This window comes from Actinomadura luzonensis, from assembly GCF_022664455.2.
GTDB lineage: Bacteria > Actinomycetota > Actinomycetes > Streptosporangiales > Streptosporangiaceae > Nonomuraea > Nonomuraea luzonensis.
Map to the genome: position 1 here is coordinate 2861314 of NZ_JAKRKC020000002.1, position 16796 is coordinate 2878109.

Sequence of the window (16796 nt, forward strand, 5' to 3'; positions counted from 1 at the left end):
CAGAATCAGTTAGTGCTAGTAGTCGGAATACCAGCTTCGCGGGAGCGGGAACGGGGCCCGGCGTTCCCGCCGGGCCCCGTTCCCCGAGGTGCCCCGTTCCCGAGCGCCCAGTGCCCGGTGCCCGCCCGCCGTCAGCAGGCGGCGGCGCGTACCTCCGTCGTCAGGTCGAGCAGCGTGCCGGGGCCGAGGAGGTGGCGCACCGGCACGTCCACGCCGAGTTCGAGGCGCATGCGCTCGCGGAACCGGGTGGCGAGCACCGAGTCCAGGCCGAGCAGGGTGAGCGGCACGTCCACGCCGATCTCGTGGCCGGGCACCGCGAGGACCCGCGCCGCGAGGTCGGCCACCAGGGCGGCCACTCGCCGTGCGCCATGCCCTTCAGGTCGGGACGCTCGGCGGGCGCGGCGGGGGCGGAGGCTCGGCGGCCGGCCTGCGGCGCCTGCCCCTGGCGGCGCGGGCGCCGCCGGCCTGCGCCGCCGGCTCGTCGGCCGGCTCCGGCCAGTAGTGCCGGTGCTGCCACGGGTAGAGGGGCAGCCGGACGTAGGCGCCCGCCGGGTAGACGCGCTCCCAGCGGGGGCGGCAGCCCAGCACGTACGCCTGCGCCAGCGCCGTGGCCAGGGCGGCGGCGTCCTGCTCCCCGCGCCGCAGGCACGGCACGACGGCCGCGGCCGCGCCGGCGGCGGCGGCCTCATCCTCCAGCGAGGGCTGCAGCACCGGGTGCGGGCTCATCTCGATGAACACCGTCGGCCGGTCGCCGGCCAGCGCGGCCCGGACGGCCGCGGCGAAGCGGACCGGCAGCCGCAGGTTCTCGAACCAGTAGCCCGCGTCCAGCTCGGTGCCCTCGACCGCGCGGTCCCAGGCGCTGGAGTGGATCGGCACCTCGCACGGCGCCGGGCGGATGTCGGACAGGGCCTCCACCAGCGCCTCGCGCACCGGGTCGACCTGGGGGGCGTGGGAGGCGTAGTCCACGTCCACGCGGCGGCAGAACACGCCGCGCGAGCGCAGCGGCTCGACCACCCGCTCCAGCGCGGCCGGGTCGCCGGACAGCACCGTGGAGTGGCCGCTGTTGACCACGCCGACGCAGACCTGGCCGGCGTGCTCGCCGATGGCCCGGCGGGCCTCCTCCTCGCCGAGCCCCACCGCCCACATCGCGCCGGGGACCGGCATGTCGCGCAGCAGCCGGCTGCGGCGGGCCACCACGGCGGCGCCGTCGGCCAGGCTGAGCGCCCCGGCCGTGACGGCCGCGGCGATCTCGCCCATGCTGTGCCCGATGAGCAGGTCGGGCTCGATGCCCCATTCGCGCCAGACGCCGGCCAGCGCCACCTGCATCGCCCACAGCGTCGGCTGGACGCGGTCCACGCGCGACAGCTCCTCGCCGCTCCGGATGACCTCCAGCGGCGACCAGCCGAGCTCGGCCTCCACCGCCCGGGAGGCGCGGCGCAGCCGCCGGGCGAAGGCGGGCTCGGCGGCCAGCAGCTTGCGGCCCATGCCCGCCCACTGGCCGCCCTGGCCGGGGAAGACGTACACGACCTTGGGCGCCTTGGTGACCCGTCGCCCGCCGACCAGCGGCGACGGGCCGCCCGCGGGGGCGTGGCGGGCCAGGTCGCGCAGACACGCGGCCAGCGAGCGGGCGTCGGTGCCGACCGCGGCCAGCCGGTACTCGTGCGGCGTGCGCCGGGCGCCCGCGCTGAAGCAGACGTCCTCCAGGTCGCCGCCGGGGCCGGTGGCCGGGTCGAGCAGGTCGGCGTAGGCGTTGGCGAGCGCGCCGAGCGCCCGGGTCGCGCGCGGACAGCGGCAGCACGTGCGCGGCCCTGGGCCGGGCCCGCCGCCTGGCCGGCTCGGGCCGCGCGGCCGGCCGGGGCGCCTCGGCCAGCACCAGGTGGATGTTGGCGCCCGACATGCCGAACGAGCTGACGCCGGCCAGCGCCGGCCCCGGCCGCTCCGGCCAGGGGCCCGCCGTCAGGGCCAGCTCCACGGCCGACTCCGGGGCGCGCGCGACCTCGTACGGCTCGCTCACGTGCAGGGTGCGCGGGATGGTGCGGTGGCGCAGCGCGAGCGCCGTCTTGAGCAGCCCCGCGAGGCCCGAGACGAACTCGGTGTGCCCGAGGTTGGACTTCAGCGAGCCCACCGCGCAGCGCCTGCCGGGCTCGCGGCCCTCGCGCAGCACCGCGTCCAGCGCGGCCAGCTCGGTCGGGTCGCCCATGGCGGTGCCCGGCCCGTGCGCCTCCACGTAGTCCACGTCGCCGGGGGAGACGCCGGCGTCGGCGTACGCCTTGCGCAGCATCGTCTCGTGGCCCTTGCGCCCGGGGGCGACCATGGACGGGCCGGTGCGCCCGTCGTGCGTGGCGGCGCTGCCCAGGATCACCGCGTACGGCCGGTCGCCGTCGGCCAGGGCCCGCGCCAGCGGCTTGAGCACGATCGCCACGACGCCCTCGCTGCGCACGTAGCCGTCGCCCGACACGTCGCCGAAGCGGCACCTGCCCGACCCGGACAGCACCCCGGCGTCGGCCAGCGAGACGTACAGGTCGGGCACGATCTGCAGGTTGGCGCCGCCGACCACGGCCAGGTCGATCTCGCCCGACCACAGCGCCCGGCAGGCCACGTGCACGGCCGTCAGCGACGTGGCGCAGGCGGCCTCCACGCCCATGCTGGGGCCGCGCAGGTCGAGCCAGGTGGAGACGCGGCCGGGGAAGATGCCGCTGACGGCCGCCCCGAGCGCCGCGTGCATGTCGTACATGTCCGCCCTGCGCAGGACATCCCAGTAGCCGGAGGGCAGCAGGCTCGTGTAGACCCCCGTGTCGGTGCCGGCCAGGCCGGCGGCGGGCAGGCCGGCGTCCTCGATGGCCTCCCAGGTGACCTCCAGCAGGATCCGCTGCTGCGGATCCATCCGCACCGCCTCGAACGGCGTGATGCCGAAGAAGCGGGCGTCGAACCCCGTGATGTCGTCCAGGTAGCCGCCCGCCCCCTCCAGCACCCCGGGCCGCGGCCGGCGGGTGCTCGCGCCGAGGTCGAACCTGTCCTGGGGGATCACGCCGATCACGTCCCCGCCCTCGCTGACCACCCGCCACAGCTCCGCGGGGCTCTGCGCGCCCGGCAGCCGGCAGGCCGCGCCGACGATGGCGATGGGATCCCGCTCGCGATTCACGTGCATGAGTCCCGTTCCTGTCCGCGTCCGGGAGACGGAAATTCCGTGGCCCCCCGGGCGCTCTCGTAATGGCTCCACGACATCCCCTAAGGTCCGGGTCGCCGCCGCGGGGTGTCAATTGACAGATGACGAAATACCGAGCCGCCGCCGCGAATTCCGGTAATGGTCAGGCGGGCACCGGGAAATGGATGACCAGCCCGATCATCGGCTCGTCCGGGGTGACCAGCAGCGCCATGCGCAGCGTGTGCAGGCCCCGCTTGGGGTGGCGGAAGCGGCGCGTGATGGTGCGGTGCTCCTGCACGTCGTGGCGGCGCCACAGGGTGGCGAACAGCGGGCTGATGCGGGCGAACTCGGCGACCCTGGCGGTCAGCCCCTCGTCGTGCGGCCACTTGGCCAGCTCGGAGCGCCAGCGGGCGACGACGTCGGTGGTGACGCGCTCCCAGTCGGGCAGGCGCTCCTTGGCCTTGGGCGAGACCAGCAGCCAGCGCAGCATGTTGCGGTGCTCGGGGCAGTAGCCGGCCCAGTCGTCGTACCACTCGGTGCACGCGCGGTTCCAGGCGGTCAGGTTGCAGTGGATGTCGGTGGCGTAGACCGGGTACTCGCTGTCGTTCATGAGGCCGACCAGCGGGCCCATCACCTCGCCCGACCAGGCCGGGCCGTCCAGCGGCTGCGGGTTGGTCACCTGGCCGTGGACCAGGGTGTGGATGTAGCGGCGCTCGTCCTCGCTGAGGTCGAGCACCCGCGCCAGGCTGTCGAGCACCTGCACCGAGGGCTTGATGTCGCGGCCCTGCTCCAGGTACGTGTACCAGGTCGGGCTCAGCCCGGCCAGCACCGCGACCTCCTCGCGGCGCAGCCCTTTTGTCCGGCGGCCCCCGCCCGTCGGCAGTCCCACCTGCTCGGGCATGACGCGCGCGCGTCTGCTGCGCAGGAAGCGCGCCAGTTCCTGACGGCTCCAGTTGTCGCCTGACACGCGGACCCCCTGGATTCTCCCCGCTGCGTCGGCAGGTCGATCGGCTCGGTCCGAGTCTATGGGCCTTGTCGGATATTTGTCACGAAGGGTTGATTTCGTCAATTCGCCGTTGACATTACGGCATCATGCTAAAAGCATGAATTCTTGACTTTCTCTCTGGGGGATCGACGGCATGAAGTGGCATTTCGTCGGGCGGCGCGACCAGGTCGCCGCGATTCGGACGGTCCTCGCGACCGACGGCTACCGGCCCATAGTGGTCACGGGAGAGCGCGGCGCGGGGCGGACCCGGCTGGCCGAGCGGGTGCTGGAGACGCCCGAGGCGGCCCGGCACACGGTGGTGCGGCTCGACCCGCGCGAGTCGCCCGGCGGGCTCGCCGCCCGGGTCCGCGCGGCCGGGCGGCCCGCCGGGCCGCTGCTGCTGGTCATGGACGACGCGCAGGCCGGCTCGCACGAGAGCCTCCAGGCGCTGCGCGCGCTGGCCGGCGGCGGGCGGCGGGCCAAGGTGCTGGTCACCACCGTCTCCGGGGCGGCGGCCCGGCGTCCCGACCCGGTGGACTGCCTGCGCTTCGAGCCGAGGGCGCACACGGTCGAGGTGCCGCCGCTCACCGCCGCCGAGATGGGCGTGGTGCTGGCCGGGGTGACCGGCGGGCACGTGCAGCAGGCCACCGCGGGCGCCCTCCACGCGGCCACCGGCGGCAACCCCGGGCGGCTGCACGACCTGCTGGTGGGGCGGGGGCTGGGGGAGCGCCTGGTCAGGGGCCGGGCGGGCTGGGAGTTCGCCTGCGCCGCCGAGTGGCGCGAGGGCGCCGGGGTGACGCGGCCGGGCGAGGGCGGGGGCGCGCGGCCGGGTGAGCCGTCGGCGGTCGCCCCCGCGTCGTCGCCGCTCGTGCCCGCGGGGGCGTCGCCGCTGGTTGGGGCGGCGTGGGAGGCGTGGGCGGCGCCGGCCTTCGACCGGGCCTTCGAGCTGTGCAAGGCCGCCGCCTGGTGCGGGGAGGGGCACGCGGTCGCGGTGCCGCTGGCCCACCTGCTGCTGCTGCGCGGCCGGGGCCGGGACAGCACCTCGTTCCTGGACTCGCTGCCCGCGCCGGTCGTCGCGGGCACGCCGCACCTGGCGCTGGCCCGCGCCGTCAACCTGGCCTGCGGGCAGGGCCGGCCGGAGGCCGCGGCCGAGTTCCTGCTGCGGTGCGCCGTCGCCGCCGGGCCGGGCACCCGCCCGCTGCTGCTCGCCTACCGGGCCTGGATCCTGGCGCTGACCGGCCGCGCCGGGGCCGAGACCCGGTCCCTGGCCCGGCCGGACCGGGAGACCGCGCTGTTCGTGCACGCCGCCCAGGCGATGGCCGGGCTGCGCAGCCGTCCCGACGAGGCGGTCTTCCACCTGCGCCGCGCCCTCGCCCTCACCGCCGCGGGCAGCGCGCCCGGGAGCGCTCCCGGGAGCGCTGTCGGCAGCGCTGTCGGCAGCGCGGTCGGCCCGCCCTGGCTGCCGCCGCACCTGACGGCGTGCCTGATCGACGCCCTGCTGCTGGCCGGCCGGGCGGCGGAGGCGACCCTGCTGGCGACCGGCTTCCACCGGGGCGAGCCGCACTCGGGCTGGGACGTCGCCGTCGCGATGACCATGGTCGCCGCGTGAGGGCCGCACCTGGACCCGGGCCCGGGCAGCCGGACGGACCGCCCGCCCCCTGCGGGCGGCCGGTCCTTCGGGAGGCGGGCTCAGACCGGGTCCGACTCAGACCGGGGTCCGGCTCAGGGCCAGCGTGGTGATGTCGTCGGACTGCTCGGCGGTGCCGACGAAGGCGCGCACGGCGCTGTCCACCGCCGACAGCAGCCCCGGCGCGTGCGGCGCCGCGCCGCCCAGCACCTGCTGCAGGCGCGGCGTGCCGTACAGGGCGTGGGCGGCGTTGCGGGCCTCGACCACGCCGTCCGTGTACGCGAACAGCGCGTCCCCCGGCCCCAGCCGCACGTGCCCCAGCGTGTACGTGCTGTCGGCCAGGATGCCCACCGCCGGCCCGGTCGGCGGCAGCAGGATCTGCCGCCCGTCCGCGCGCACCACGACGGGCGGGTTGTGCCCGCCGTTGATGTACACGAGATCCCCGGAGGCCGGGTCGAGCACGCCGAAGAACATCGTGGCGAAGTACGCCTGCTTGAGATGGTTGCGGGCCATGTAGCGGTTGGTCCCGACGACGGCCTGGATGAGCGGCCCGGCCCCGAGCGACAGCAGGGGCAGCGAGGAGGCGCCGCCGCCCGGGGTGATGCCGAGCGCCAGGGCCGCGTCGTCGTCGCCGACGTCCTGGACCAGGCCGGTGTGCTCGGCCGTGTGCCGCAGCAGGGTCCTGATCAGCGCCATGAACAGCGCCGCCCCCACCCCCTTGTCGCACACGTCGGCCACGACCAGCGCCAGGCGCCGCCCGTTGACGATGGTGAACACGTCGTAGAAGTCGCCGGCCACCTGCCGGGCCGGGCGGAAGCTGGCCGCGATCTCCCAGCCGTCCAGGGCCGGCATCGACTCGGGCAGGAACCCGGCCTGGATCTCCCTGGCGATGCTGAGCTCCCGCTCGTACTCGCGCAGGCTGGCCAGCGCCGCCATCTCCTCCACGGCCGTGCTGAGCTGCCAGCGCTCCCAGCAGGAGTTGGCCCGGCTGCGCAGCAGGCCGGGCAGGAACGGCCGGGTCACGAAGTCGAAGCCGCCGCGCACGCACTCCTCCAGCGCGGCGAGGTCGTCGTCGGGGAAGGCGACGATGGTCGGCATCCGCCCGTCCACCAGGAAGCGCTGGCTCACCAGCGCCATCCGCTGCAGTCCGAGGGCGGCCGAGATGAGCAGCAGGTCGGGATGCGGGTGGCGCACCATCAGGTCGTCGGGCTCGACGCGCTGGACGTCGAAGCCCTCCTTGCGCAGCGCCCCGGCGAGTTCGAGCACCGCCGGGGAGGCGGGTTCAGCCGGTTCGGCGACCACCAGGGCCGTCGGCATGCTTACCTCCAAGCACGTGCATGATCAGGATGTTGCGGTTGCGGCCGCCGGCGTACTCGTAGCGGAACTCGTCGACCTTGCCCATCGCCAGGAGCAGCCCGTAACCGCCTTCCTCGCGCTGTCCGGGCGGCGGCGCGAGCCGCGGCGCGGGGTCGTAGCAGGCGGGGTCGAACGGGGGCGCGTCGTCCTCGACGCTGACCCGCAGCCGGTCGTGCTCGATCTCGCCGGCCAGCTCCACCACGCCCGGCCGGCCCCGGTAGCCGTGCTGGACGATGTTCGTGGTGATCTCGTCCGTGGCCAGCCGCAGCCAGTACGCCCGGCGGGGGGACAGCCCCGCCTCCTCTGCCAGCGCCTCCACGAAGTCGGCCACCACGCCCGGCAGGGACGGGTGCGGGACGTCGATCTTGAGCCGGCAGGCCAGCATCATTGCATCACGATGCTGCGGTCGAAACCGGTGAGCCGGATCGTCTCGGCCACCTCCGGGGTGGTGCCCACCAACGTGATCTCCGAGCCGCGCGGCAGCTTCTGGTGCGCGAACAACAGGCAGCGCACGCCGGCCGACGACATGTACGTCAGCTCGTCCAGCAGCAGGACCAGCTTGTCCACCTGACGGCCCACGGCCTGCGTCACCAGGTCGTTGAGCTGGGGCGCCGACCGGCCGTCGAGCTCGCCCGCCAGCCGGATCGTGGCGGTCTCGCCCTCCACGTCCATCTTCATCTTGCACGTCATGGCGTTGTTCCTCTCATCAACTAGCGCGTGACCAGGATCACGACGCTCCTGGGGCCGGCGACGAGCTGCGCCTGGTTGGCCAGCGGGGGCTCCTCGCCCGGCTCGAAGGCGTCCACGGGCGGGGCCGCGCCGGTGTCGGCGAACAGGTGCCAGCGCTGCCCGCGCGGCGCCTCGGGGAGCTCCAGCGCGTGCGGCTCCCAGTGGGCGTTGGCGGCGACGTACACGCAGTCGCCGCCGCCGCCGTCGAACATCGCGGCCAGCACCCGGGAGTGCGCCGACCAGTCCGGCTGCCAGGCACGCACCCCGTGCCAGTGCACCGAGGCGGGCGAGCCGCCGCGCAGCACCGGGTGCGCGCGCCGGAAGGCGACGGCGCGCCGGGTGAAGCGGAACAGGTCCGCGTTCTCCTCCAGCAGCCCCCAGTCCAGCCAGGTCAGGGGGTTGTCGTGGCAGTAGGCGTTGTTGTTGCCGCGCTGGGTGCGGCCCAGCTCGTCGCCCGCCAGCAGCATGGGCACGCCCCGGCTGGCCAGCAGGAGCAGCAGGGCGTTGCGCTGCTGCCGGGCGCGGGTGGCGAGCACCGCCGGGTCGTCGGTGTCGCCCTCCGCGCCGCAGTTCCACGAGTGGTTGCCGTCGTCGCCGTCCCGGTTGCCCTCGCCGTTGGCCTCGTTGTGCTTGTGGTCGTAGGAGACCAGGTCGCGCAGGGTGAAGCCGTCGTGCGAGGTGACGAAGTTGACGGTGGCGGCGGTGCCGCGGCGGCTGTACATGTCGGGCGAGCCGACCATGCGGGTGGCCAGCTCGCCGGTGACGCCGAGGTCGCCCTTGACGAAGCGGCGCACGGTGTCGCGGTAGCGGCCGTTCCACTCCGACCACCTGCTGTAGTGCGGGAAGCTGCCCACCTGGTAGAGGCCGGCCGCGTCCCACGCCTCCGCAATCAGCTTGCGGTCGCGCAGCACCGGGTCGTAGGCCAGCGACTCCAGCAGCGGCGGGTTGTGCAGCAGCTCGCCGCCGGGGCCGCGGCCGAGCACGGCCGCGAGGTCGAAGCGGAAGCCGTCCACGTGGCACTCGGCCGCCCAGTAGCGCAGGCAGTCGAGCACGAACCCGCGCACCACGGGATGGTTGCAGTTCAGCGTGTTGCCGGTGCCGCTGAAGTTGTAGTAGTAGCCCTCCGGCGTGAGCATGTAGTAGGTGGCGTTGTCCAGGCCCTTGAAGCTGATGGTGGGGCCGCGCTCGTCGCCCTCGGCCGTGTGGTTGAACACCACGTCGAGCAGCACCTCGATGCCCGCCCGGTGCATCTCCTTGACCAGGTGCTTGAACTCGTCGACCTGCATGTGGCTGCGGCCGGTCGCGGCGTAGGACGCCTTCGGCGCGAAGAACCCGATCGGGCTGTAGCCCCAGTAGTTCACCCCCGTGAACACGTTGTCGGTCTCGTCGAACTCGAACACGGGCATCAGCTCGACGCAGTTGACGCCCAGCTCCTTCAGGTACGGGATCTTCTCCACCAGCCCGGCGTACGTGCCGGGCGCCGCCACCCCGGACGACGGGTGCCGGGTGAAGCCGCGCACGTGCAGCTCGTAGATCACCAGGTCCTCGTGCGCCAGGCGCGGCGGCCGGTCGTCCTCCCAGTCGAAGTCGTCGAGCGCGACCCGCGAGCGGTTGCGGTAGGGGCCGTGGCCGGTCAGCATCCGCGCGTACGGGTCGCTGAGCACGACCGACGGGTCGAACCGGTGCCCCTCCCAGGGCAGGTTGGGCCCGTCCACGCGGTAGCCGTACTCCAGACCCTCGACGTCGAGGCCGAAGACGGTCATCGCGTGCACGCTGCCCACCCGGAACGACTCCGGGAAGGGCAGCTCGGCCATCGGCTCGGGCTCGCCCTCCCGGTACAGCACCAGCGTCACCGCGGTGGCGTGGTTGGAGTAGACGGAGAAGTTGACCCCGCCGGGCACCACCGTGGCGCCGAACGGCAGCGACCGCCCCGCCCGCACCGGGAACCCGGAGATCCGCTGGGTGGGGTAGGCGTCGATCGGCTCCAGGATCGTCATACGGTCAACGCCTCCACGCCCTCCTCGACCGACTCCACCACCGTGAAGAAGCCGAGGAAGCCCGTCGCGTCCATGATCGCCCGCACGTCGTCCGACAGCCCGGTCAGCGCCAGCCGCACCGCGCTGCGCTGCGCCTGCCGGTAGACCAGCAGCAGCACCCGCAGCCCGGCGCTGGACATGTACATGGTCCTGCTGAGGTCCAGCACCACCAGGCCGTCGTCCGGGAACAGAGCCTGCAGCTCCTGCTGGACGCGCGGCGCGGTCTCGCTGTCGAGCCGGCCGTCCATGCTGATGACGTTCACGCCGCCGTGCGACTCCTGTCGCAGCCGCATCCCCATGTCCTCACTCCTCCACCGGCGCCAGATGGGCGCGCACCGTCACCGGCGACGCCGCGTCCGGCAGTTTCACGGTCATCGCCGCTGCGTCGAAGAGCTGGTACGGCGCCCCGTCCACCTCGACCCACTCCAGCCGCACCCGGCCGGGCGGCAGCGCGTCCGGCGCGACCCGCAGCACCCGGTCGGTGAACCCGTCCGGCCGCGGCCGGAACCACAGCGTCAGGGGCCGCCGGTCGAGCAGCAGCCGCTGGTACACGGTCGCGAGGAAGCACAGCTCGGCCGCGTGGCACATGCTCATCGAGTGGCTGCCCTTGAACCGCTCGGTGCCCTGCAGGTACGGGTGCCCGCCGGCGAGCACGTTGAAGTACACGCCGCCCTCGTCGTGGTCCAGGAAGAACGTGCTGTAGAAGGCGGCCGACTCGCGCGCCCGGCGCAGGAACTCCGCGCCCCCTCCGTCACCCGCGCCGTTGCCGGCCAGGATCTGGTAGGCGAGGATCGCCTGCTCCTGCTGCCACCACGCCTTGCGGTCGTGCCAGGTGAAGCGGTGCACGCTCTGCCCGGGGGCGAGCCTGCGCTCCACCACGTCGTACCAGCCGCCGCGCTGCGGGTCGCTGCCGAGCGCCGGCATCTTCTCGCCGATCTCGGCGGCCAGCGCGCGGTAGCGCTCCTTCGGGCGGATGGCGTTCATCCGCATGAGGTTCCAGGCGATCTTGAGGTTGTGGCCGACCACGGCCCGGTCCTGCTGCCAGTGCCAGGTGGTGTCCGGCGTCCAGTCGGCGTGGAAGCGCTCCTGCACGTACGGGCTGTCCTTGCGCGGCATGTGCCGGGCGATCAGGTCGAAGGTGTCCTCCAGCATGTCGGCGTGCCGCTCGTCGCCGGTGGCCAGGAACAGGTTGATGAGGTAGGCCGGGGCGTGGTCGCCGACGGAGTTCCAGTTCTTGCGCGAGCGGTTCGGGCCCAGCGACTCGTGGTGCGGGCTGAGCAGGATCGGGTCGATGTGGGAGAAGTAGCCGCCGAGCTCCGGGTCGTGGAAGAACTTGCGGAACAGCCGCAGCGTGCCGTCGATGTCGGCGGCCAGGGCCGGGTCGCCGGTGAGGCGGTAGAGCTGCGTCGGGCCGGCCAGGGCGTAGATCTGCTCGTACATCGGGATGGCGTCGTAGTCGTCGCCGAACTCCGAGGTGAACAGCTTGCGCTCGGTGCCGCCGCGCTGCTCGACGCCGTGGTACCAGTACACGACGTCCTCGTCGCGGTCCACGAAGCGCATGTGCTCGCGCAGGTACGCCGCGCCGCGCTCGGCCACCTCCAGGAAGTCCTCGTCGCCGGTCAGCATGTACGCCGACGACATGCCGTACACCAGCCGCGAGATCGTGTCGGTCTCCTGGATCTCCTGGCCCGCCTTCTCGCCGCCGAGCCGCAGCATCGTGCGGTAGCCGGCGTAGTCGATCGGCCCGTCGGCGAACTGCGCCCTGCGGTAGAAGCGGCCCAGCTCGCGGATCTGGCGGACCCACCAGTCGGGCTCCTCGAAGGCGTAGTGGCCGGGCTGGCGGCCGAGGAAGGTCAGCGCCTTGGCCTCGATCGTGTACGCGCCGTCCTCGAAGTAGAAGATGCCGTTGACGAACACGTACATGCCGGGCGCGAGCAGCTGCTCCAGGTGCGCCGAGGCGTCCAGGTACGGCTCGCCCAGGTTGCGCACGAACTCGGCGGAGGTGGTGCCGGTCAGGCGCACCCGCAGGGGGCGGCCGTCGTTGGTGCGCAGCCGGATCTCGCCGTGCTCGAAGCCGGTCACGTACCCGGCGACGAGGTCGGAGAAGGTGTAGTCGGGCCGGTAGGACGTGCCGTCGGCGGCGCCGGCCGCCACCAGGTCGATGATCATGCGGGCGAACTCCGCGCAGTGGTCGGCGCTGCGGCCGGTCACCAGGTCGCGGTCCACCACGACGTCCTGGTCGGTGTAGACCGCGCCCATGTTGCGCGCGTCGGCGACCAGGTTGTTGTGGCAGGTCACGCGGCGGCCGGCGACGCTCTCGGGGATCGGCGCGGCCAGCCACAGGCCGTGGCAGATGATCCCCTTCACGATCCTGCGGTCCTCGAAGGCCGCCCGCAACAGCCGCACGGCGGGGGAGAGGCCGCCGGGCTCCTCGCTGTAGCGCAACCGGTCCGACACCATCCCGGACGGCACGATCAGCACGTCGATCTCGCTCAGGTCGGCGCTCTCCAGGTCGTCGCCCACGGTGAACGGCAGCTTGTACTCGTGGCCGTGGAAGGTCAGCGAGTCCTGCCCCCAGAGCCGGGTCAGGAAGCGGACCCGCGCCCCCTCCTCGGCGAAACGCCGCTGGTAGTAGTGCAGCTCCTGCTCGACGTAGTCGCTCTCCATGAGGATCGCGACGGTCCGCCCGGCCAGTCGCTTCTCGGGCACGATGCACCTCTCAGGTGGTAATCAGATGGACGAGGAACGGCCCGGGCGCCGCCAGCATCCGCTGGACCGCGGCCTCCACCTGGGCGGGCTTGCTCACCTTGACGCCGGGCACCCCCAGGCTCGCGGCGAGCCGCACGAAGTCGGTCGCGGGGTGGGACAGGTCGAAGCCCTCGGGATGGGGGTGCGCGGCGACGTCCCGCTCCCGCCAGTACTGCTCCAGGTTGTCGTCGAGGAGCTGGTAGCGGTGGTTGTCGCAGATCACGAACCGCGCGGCCACGCCGTGCCGGGCGGCCGTCCACAGGGCCTGGATCGTGTACATGCTGCCGCCGTCGCCGGTGAACGCGACGACCTCGGCCTCCGGGCGGGCCAGCTTGACGCCGATCGCGCCCGGGATGCCGACGCCCAGCGAGCCGCCCCTGGTCTGGAAGAAGCCGCCGGGGCGGCGGGGCGGGAGCTGCCGCAGCAGGGCGGGGGAGGCGGTCAGCGCCTCGTCGAAGACCACCAGGCCGGCGGGGGCGCGGGCGGCCAGCTCGGCGGCGAACAGGTCCATCATGGACGTGCCGTACGGCTCGGCCGGCGCGCGGGCGGGCAGCGGCCGGGCCGGGCCCAGCAGCGCGGCCAGCGCGGCCAGGGTCGGCTTGGGGTCGGCGACGAGCGCCACGTCCACCGGGTGGTTCTTGGCGATCTCGTAGTCGTCCAGGTCGACGTGCACGACCTTGGCGCCCTCGGCGAAGGGGCTGCTCAGCAGCGGGAAGACCTCGGGGAACAGGTACGTCCCGACGACGAGCGCCCCGTCGTGCCCGGCGAGCGCGGCGGCGCTGTGCTCGCCGAACATGTGGCCGAGGTCGCCCCGGTACAGCGGGTGGGTGGTGTCGATGGTCAGCTCCGAGGAGTTCACCGTCCAGACCGGGGCGCCCAGCGCCTCGGCGACCGCGGCCAGCTCCTCCTGCGCGCCCGACACCGAGACCCCGTCGCCGGCCAGCACCACCGGCCGCCGCGCGCCCCGCAGCGCCGCCGCGGCCCGCTCCAGCTCGGCAGGCACCGGCACGACGGCCCGGCTCGGGATCGTCGCGGGCACGGCCGGCTCGTCGGTCGGCTCGTCGAGCACGTCCATCGGCAGGGCCACGAACACCGGGCCGCGCGGGGGCGTCATGGCGGTCTTGACGGCCCGGCGCAGCACCCGCAGCACCGAGCCGGGATGCGTCACCCGCATCGCCGCCTTGGTCACCGGGCGGGCCATCGCCACCAGGTCCACCGCCATCTGGCCGTCCAGCGCCTCGTACCGCACGCCGGCCTCGCCGGCGATCACCACGAGCGGCGAGTGGCCGCGCCTGGCCTGGTAGAGCATGCCGATCCCGTTGCCGAGGCCGACGCCGGAGTGGAGCTGGACCAGCGCCGGGCCGCCGGTGGCGCGGGCGTAGCCGTCGGCGATCCCGACCGCGACGGACTCCTGCAGGGCCAGCACGTAGCCGAAGCCCGGCGTCTCCTCCAGCACGTCCAGGAAGCCCTGCTCCACCGTGCCTGGGTTGCCGAACATCAGCGAGACGCCGTCGGCCGCGAACTGCTCGAAGATCGCCTTCTTGGCGGGGCGGGCGGTCACGGTCACCAGCCGTAGCGCCGCAGGCCGGACTCCAGGACCTCGACCAGCTTCTCGCCGGACAGGAAGGAGTCGGGGGTGGAGCGGCCCGTCACGAACGGGTGGTCCACGATCACCGACGTCTCCTTGCCGACGTTGCCGTGGTAGCGGCCGCCGGGGGCGGTGGCGTCGCGCAGGATGTACTCCAGCGGGTACGGCGGCGGCCCCATGTTGAAGTCCACGCCGAGGAAGCCGGTGCCGTCCTTGTAGTCGTACTCCTTGCAGTGCCCGGTCACGTGCTTGCCGCGCAGGATGCTCTCGCGGTCCTCCCAGTCGCGGGCGAAGGCCAGGCAGGCGATGCCGTAGCACTCGGCGAGGATCGGCTTGTCGGCGCGGACGAAGGACAGGATCAGGTCGTGCACCCGGCCGTTGTTGGCCAGGTCCACGATCGGGCCGCTGCCGCCCACGATGACCAGGGCGTCGTACTGGGCGACGTCGCGGTCCACCCGGCCGAGCTCGCGGTGGTAGGCCTCGACCTTGCGCAGGTAGCCGTCCTCGCTGTTGTAGGGCCGCTCCGGGATCCAGTCGGCGAGGCTGAGCGGGGCGTCGAGCCGGTCGGACTCGTCGAGCCGGCGGGCGGCGACGGCCACCTCGGGCGTGGTCACCGAACGGCCGAGCGGCGGGTCGACGTAGGCGGGGTCGAGGCTGGGCGGCAGCGCGCGGGGGCGCTTGCCGGTGGGGGTGGCGAACACGCTCCGGTAGCCCTGCCGGTCGAAGGCGGCGAGCGGGCCGACGAGTTCCTCTCCCCAATATCCGTATTCGGAGAGAATGATAAGAATGGTGCGCGTCATGGGTTGATTGCAGCAATGCGCGGGATACGTCGACAAGTTCGGCGGACCTATTCCGTCAAGTCAATGAAAGCGGTGCGCACTTCGTCAGGTGCCGCGAGGGTGTTCCGGCGAATGCGGGCAGAATGGGCGTCAGCCGAATCGGGAGGGTTTGTGATGCCCGAACCACGCCGGCCGGTGCTCCTGGCCGTCGACGACGACGACCACGTGCTCCGCGCGATCCGGCGCGACCTGTCGCGCGCCTACCGCGACCGCTTCCGCGTGCTCGCGGCCGGCTCCGCCGCCGAGGGCCTGCGCGTGCTCGACACCCTGCGCGAACGCGAGGAGCAGGCCGCCCTCGTCCTGTCCGACCAGCGCATGCCCGGCATGACGGGCATCGCCTTCCTGGCCGAGGCCGCCCGGCGCTTCCCCGAGGCGCGCCGGGTGCTGCTGACCGCCTACGCCGACACCAGCGTCGCCATCTCCGCCATCAACGAGGTGCGCCTCGACCACTACCTGGTCAAGCCGTGGGAGCCGCCCGAGGAACGCCTCTACCCCGTGCTCGACGACCTGCTGTCGGACTGGGAGGGCGCGCACGAGCCGCCCTACCAGGGCATCCGGCTGGTCGGGCACCCGTTCGCGCCGGCCACCCACCGGCTGCGCGACCTGCTCACCCGCTACCGGCTGCCGTTCCGCTTCGAGGAGGGGCCGGCGGGCGAGGCGCGGCTGCCCGCGGTCGTCCTGCCCGACGGGCGCCGGCTGGACCGGCCCGGGCACGGCGAGGTCGTGGCCGCGCTCGGCCTGGCCACCCGGCTCAGCCACCCGCACTACGACCTCGCCATCGTCGGCGGCGGCCCGGCCGGGCTCGCCGCCTCCGTCTACGCCTCCTCCGAGGGCATGGCGACGCTGCTCATCGAGGCGTACGTGCCGGGCGGCCAGGCCGGCACCTCCAGCCGCATCGAGAACTACCTCGGCTTCCCCTCCGGCATCTCCGGCGTGGACCTGACCAGCCGAGCCATGGCCCAGGCCCGCAGGTTCGGCGTGGACGTGCTCGCCCCCGTCGAGGCCAGGCGGCTCAGCAGGGACGGCCGCGCCTGCGTGCTGCACCTGTCCGACGGCAAGGAGATCGGCGCGTCCACCGTGCTGCTGTCCACCGGCCTGTCCTACCGCAGCCTCGACGCCGACGGCGCCGCCCGCTTCGAGGGCGCCGGCATCTACTACGGCGCCGCCGTCACCGAGACCGAGTCCTGCGCCGGGCGGCACGTGTGGATCGTCGGCGGCGCCAACTCCGCGGGCCAGGCGGCCCTGCACTTCGCCCGGCACGCCAGCCGCGTCACCATGGTCGTGCGCGCGGCGGGCCTGGCCGGCGCGATGTCGGCCTACCTCGTGGACGAGATCGCCGCCGCCCCCAACATCACCGTGCGGGCCGGCACCCGCGTGGTCGCCGCCGAGGGCGGCGAGCACCTGGAGCGCATCACGTTGTGCGACGTCGCGACCGGCGAGCTGAGCGGGCACGACGCCGAGCACGTCTTCGTCTTCATCGGCGCGCGGCCGCGCACCGAGTGGCTGGACGGCCTGGTGCGCAGGGACCCGCACGGCTTCCTGCTGACCGGCCCCGACCTCGGGCCGGCCGCCGAGCTGCCCGCGTGGGACCTGCCCCGGCCGCCGCTGCTGCTGGAGACCAGCATGCCCGGCGTCTTCGCGGCCGGGGACGCCCGCGCCGGCTCGGTCAAGCGGCTGGCCTCGGGCGTCGGCGAGGGCGCGATGGCGGTGTCCATGATCCACCGCTACCGGTCGGAGAGCTGA

Annotated in this window: 14 protein-coding genes and 3 pseudogenes; 3 read left to right on the top strand and 14 right to left on the bottom strand. The window is 73.8% G+C overall.

The features are described 5' to 3' along the window. Window positions 1-131 precede the first annotated feature (131 nt). The 4 genes and pseudogenes from MF672_RS43640 to MF672_RS52350 form a co-directional block, all read right to left on the bottom strand. Window positions 132-356: an acyl carrier protein gene (locus tag MF672_RS43640; RefSeq protein ID WP_247815733.1), complete on the bottom strand. Its 225-nt coding sequence runs from the start codon at window positions 354-356 to the stop codon at window positions 132-134. Between the two features lie 19 nt (window positions 357-375). Further along, window positions 376-1524 carry an acyltransferase domain-containing protein gene (locus tag MF672_RS43645; RefSeq protein ID WP_247815734.1) on the bottom strand — a complete coding sequence of 383 codons (1149 nt, stop codon included), beginning with the start codon at window positions 1522-1524 and terminating at the stop codon, window positions 376-378. A gap of 147 nt (window positions 1525-1671) precedes the next feature. Then, window positions 1672-1737, bottom strand: a pseudogene (locus tag MF672_RS52345) (hypothetical protein); the annotation flags it as partial. A gap of 334 nt (window positions 1738-2071) precedes the next feature. Then, a pseudogene (locus tag MF672_RS52350) lies at window positions 2072-2314 on the bottom strand (hypothetical protein); the annotation flags it as partial. Between MF672_RS52350 and MF672_RS51655 the strand changes: the two are divergent. Beyond that, on the top strand, window positions 2313-2444 hold the full coding sequence (locus MF672_RS51655; protein WP_302893376.1) for a hypothetical protein: 132 nt from the start codon (window positions 2313-2315) through the stop codon (window positions 2442-2444). The pseudogene MF672_RS52350 and the gene MF672_RS51655 sit on opposite strands and share 2 nt — an antisense overlap. Before the next feature lie 8 nt (window positions 2445-2452). On the opposite strand, the pseudogene MF672_RS52355 reads toward MF672_RS51655, so the two are convergent. Further along, window positions 2453-3148: pseudogene (locus MF672_RS52355) on the bottom strand (beta-ketoacyl [acyl carrier protein] synthase domain-containing protein); the annotation flags it as partial. Window positions 3149-3308: 160 nt separating this feature from the next. Further along, window positions 3309-4112 (bottom strand): helix-turn-helix transcriptional regulator, encoded by an 804-nt coding sequence (locus tag MF672_RS43665; protein ID WP_242381557.1) that lies wholly within the window; start codon window positions 4110-4112, stop codon window positions 3309-3311. Window positions 4113-4284: 172 nt separating this feature from the next. On the opposite strand from MF672_RS43665, the gene MF672_RS43670 reads away from it, so the two are divergent. After that, window positions 4285-5739, top strand: coding sequence for an ATP-binding protein (locus MF672_RS43670; RefSeq protein WP_242381558.1), 1455 nt, complete (start codon window positions 4285-4287; stop codon window positions 5737-5739). A gap of 96 nt (window positions 5740-5835) precedes the next feature. Here MF672_RS43670 and MF672_RS43675 read toward each other — a convergent pair whose 3' ends face one another. The 8 genes from MF672_RS43675 to MF672_RS43710 are packed head-to-tail and all read right to left on the bottom strand — an operon-like array spanning window position 5836 to window position 15014. Next, entirely contained in the window at window positions 5836-7074 is a 1239-nt protein-coding gene (locus tag MF672_RS43675) for a PP2C family protein-serine/threonine phosphatase (protein ID WP_242381559.1), read from the bottom strand. Further along, entirely contained in the window at window positions 7040-7501 is a 462-nt protein-coding gene (locus MF672_RS43680) for an ATP-binding protein (RefSeq protein WP_242381560.1), read from the bottom strand. The genes MF672_RS43675 and MF672_RS43680 overlap by 35 nt, the downstream gene beginning before the upstream one ends. Then, a complete protein-coding gene (locus MF672_RS43685) occupies window positions 7498-7803 on the bottom strand; it encodes an STAS domain-containing protein (protein ID WP_242381561.1) in 306 nt (101 codons plus the stop codon). Before MF672_RS43685 ends, MF672_RS43680 begins: the two co-directional genes overlap by 4 nt. Before the next feature lie 20 nt (window positions 7804-7823). After that, window positions 7824-9839: a glycogen debranching protein gene (locus tag MF672_RS43690; RefSeq protein WP_242381562.1), complete on the bottom strand. Its 2016-nt coding sequence runs from the start codon at window positions 9837-9839 to the stop codon at window positions 7824-7826. Further along, window positions 9836-10171: an STAS domain-containing protein gene (locus tag MF672_RS43695; protein WP_242381563.1), complete on the bottom strand. Its 336-nt coding sequence runs from the start codon at window positions 10169-10171 to the stop codon at window positions 9836-9838. Before MF672_RS43695 ends, MF672_RS43690 begins: the two co-directional genes overlap by 4 nt. Window positions 10172-10181: 10 nt before the next feature. Then, window positions 10182-12587: a DJ-1/PfpI family protein gene (locus MF672_RS43700; RefSeq protein WP_242381564.1), complete on the bottom strand. Its 2406-nt coding sequence runs from the start codon at window positions 12585-12587 to the stop codon at window positions 10182-10184. Window positions 12588-12597: 10 nt separating this feature from the next. After that, window positions 12598-14193, bottom strand: coding sequence for a thiamine pyrophosphate-binding protein (locus MF672_RS43705; protein ID WP_242381565.1), 1596 nt, complete (start codon window positions 14191-14193; stop codon window positions 12598-12600). Continuing rightward, window positions 14190-15014 (bottom strand): type 1 glutamine amidotransferase domain-containing protein, encoded by an 825-nt coding sequence (locus tag MF672_RS43710; protein ID WP_242381566.1) that lies wholly within the window; start codon window positions 15012-15014, stop codon window positions 14190-14192. Before MF672_RS43710 ends, MF672_RS43705 begins: the two co-directional genes overlap by 4 nt. A 153-nt stretch (window positions 15015-15167) precedes the next feature. On the opposite strand from MF672_RS43710, the gene MF672_RS43715 reads away from it, so the two are divergent. Beyond that, window positions 15168-16796, top strand: coding sequence for an NAD(P)/FAD-dependent oxidoreductase (locus tag MF672_RS43715; RefSeq protein WP_242381567.1), 1629 nt, complete (start codon window positions 15168-15170; stop codon window positions 16794-16796).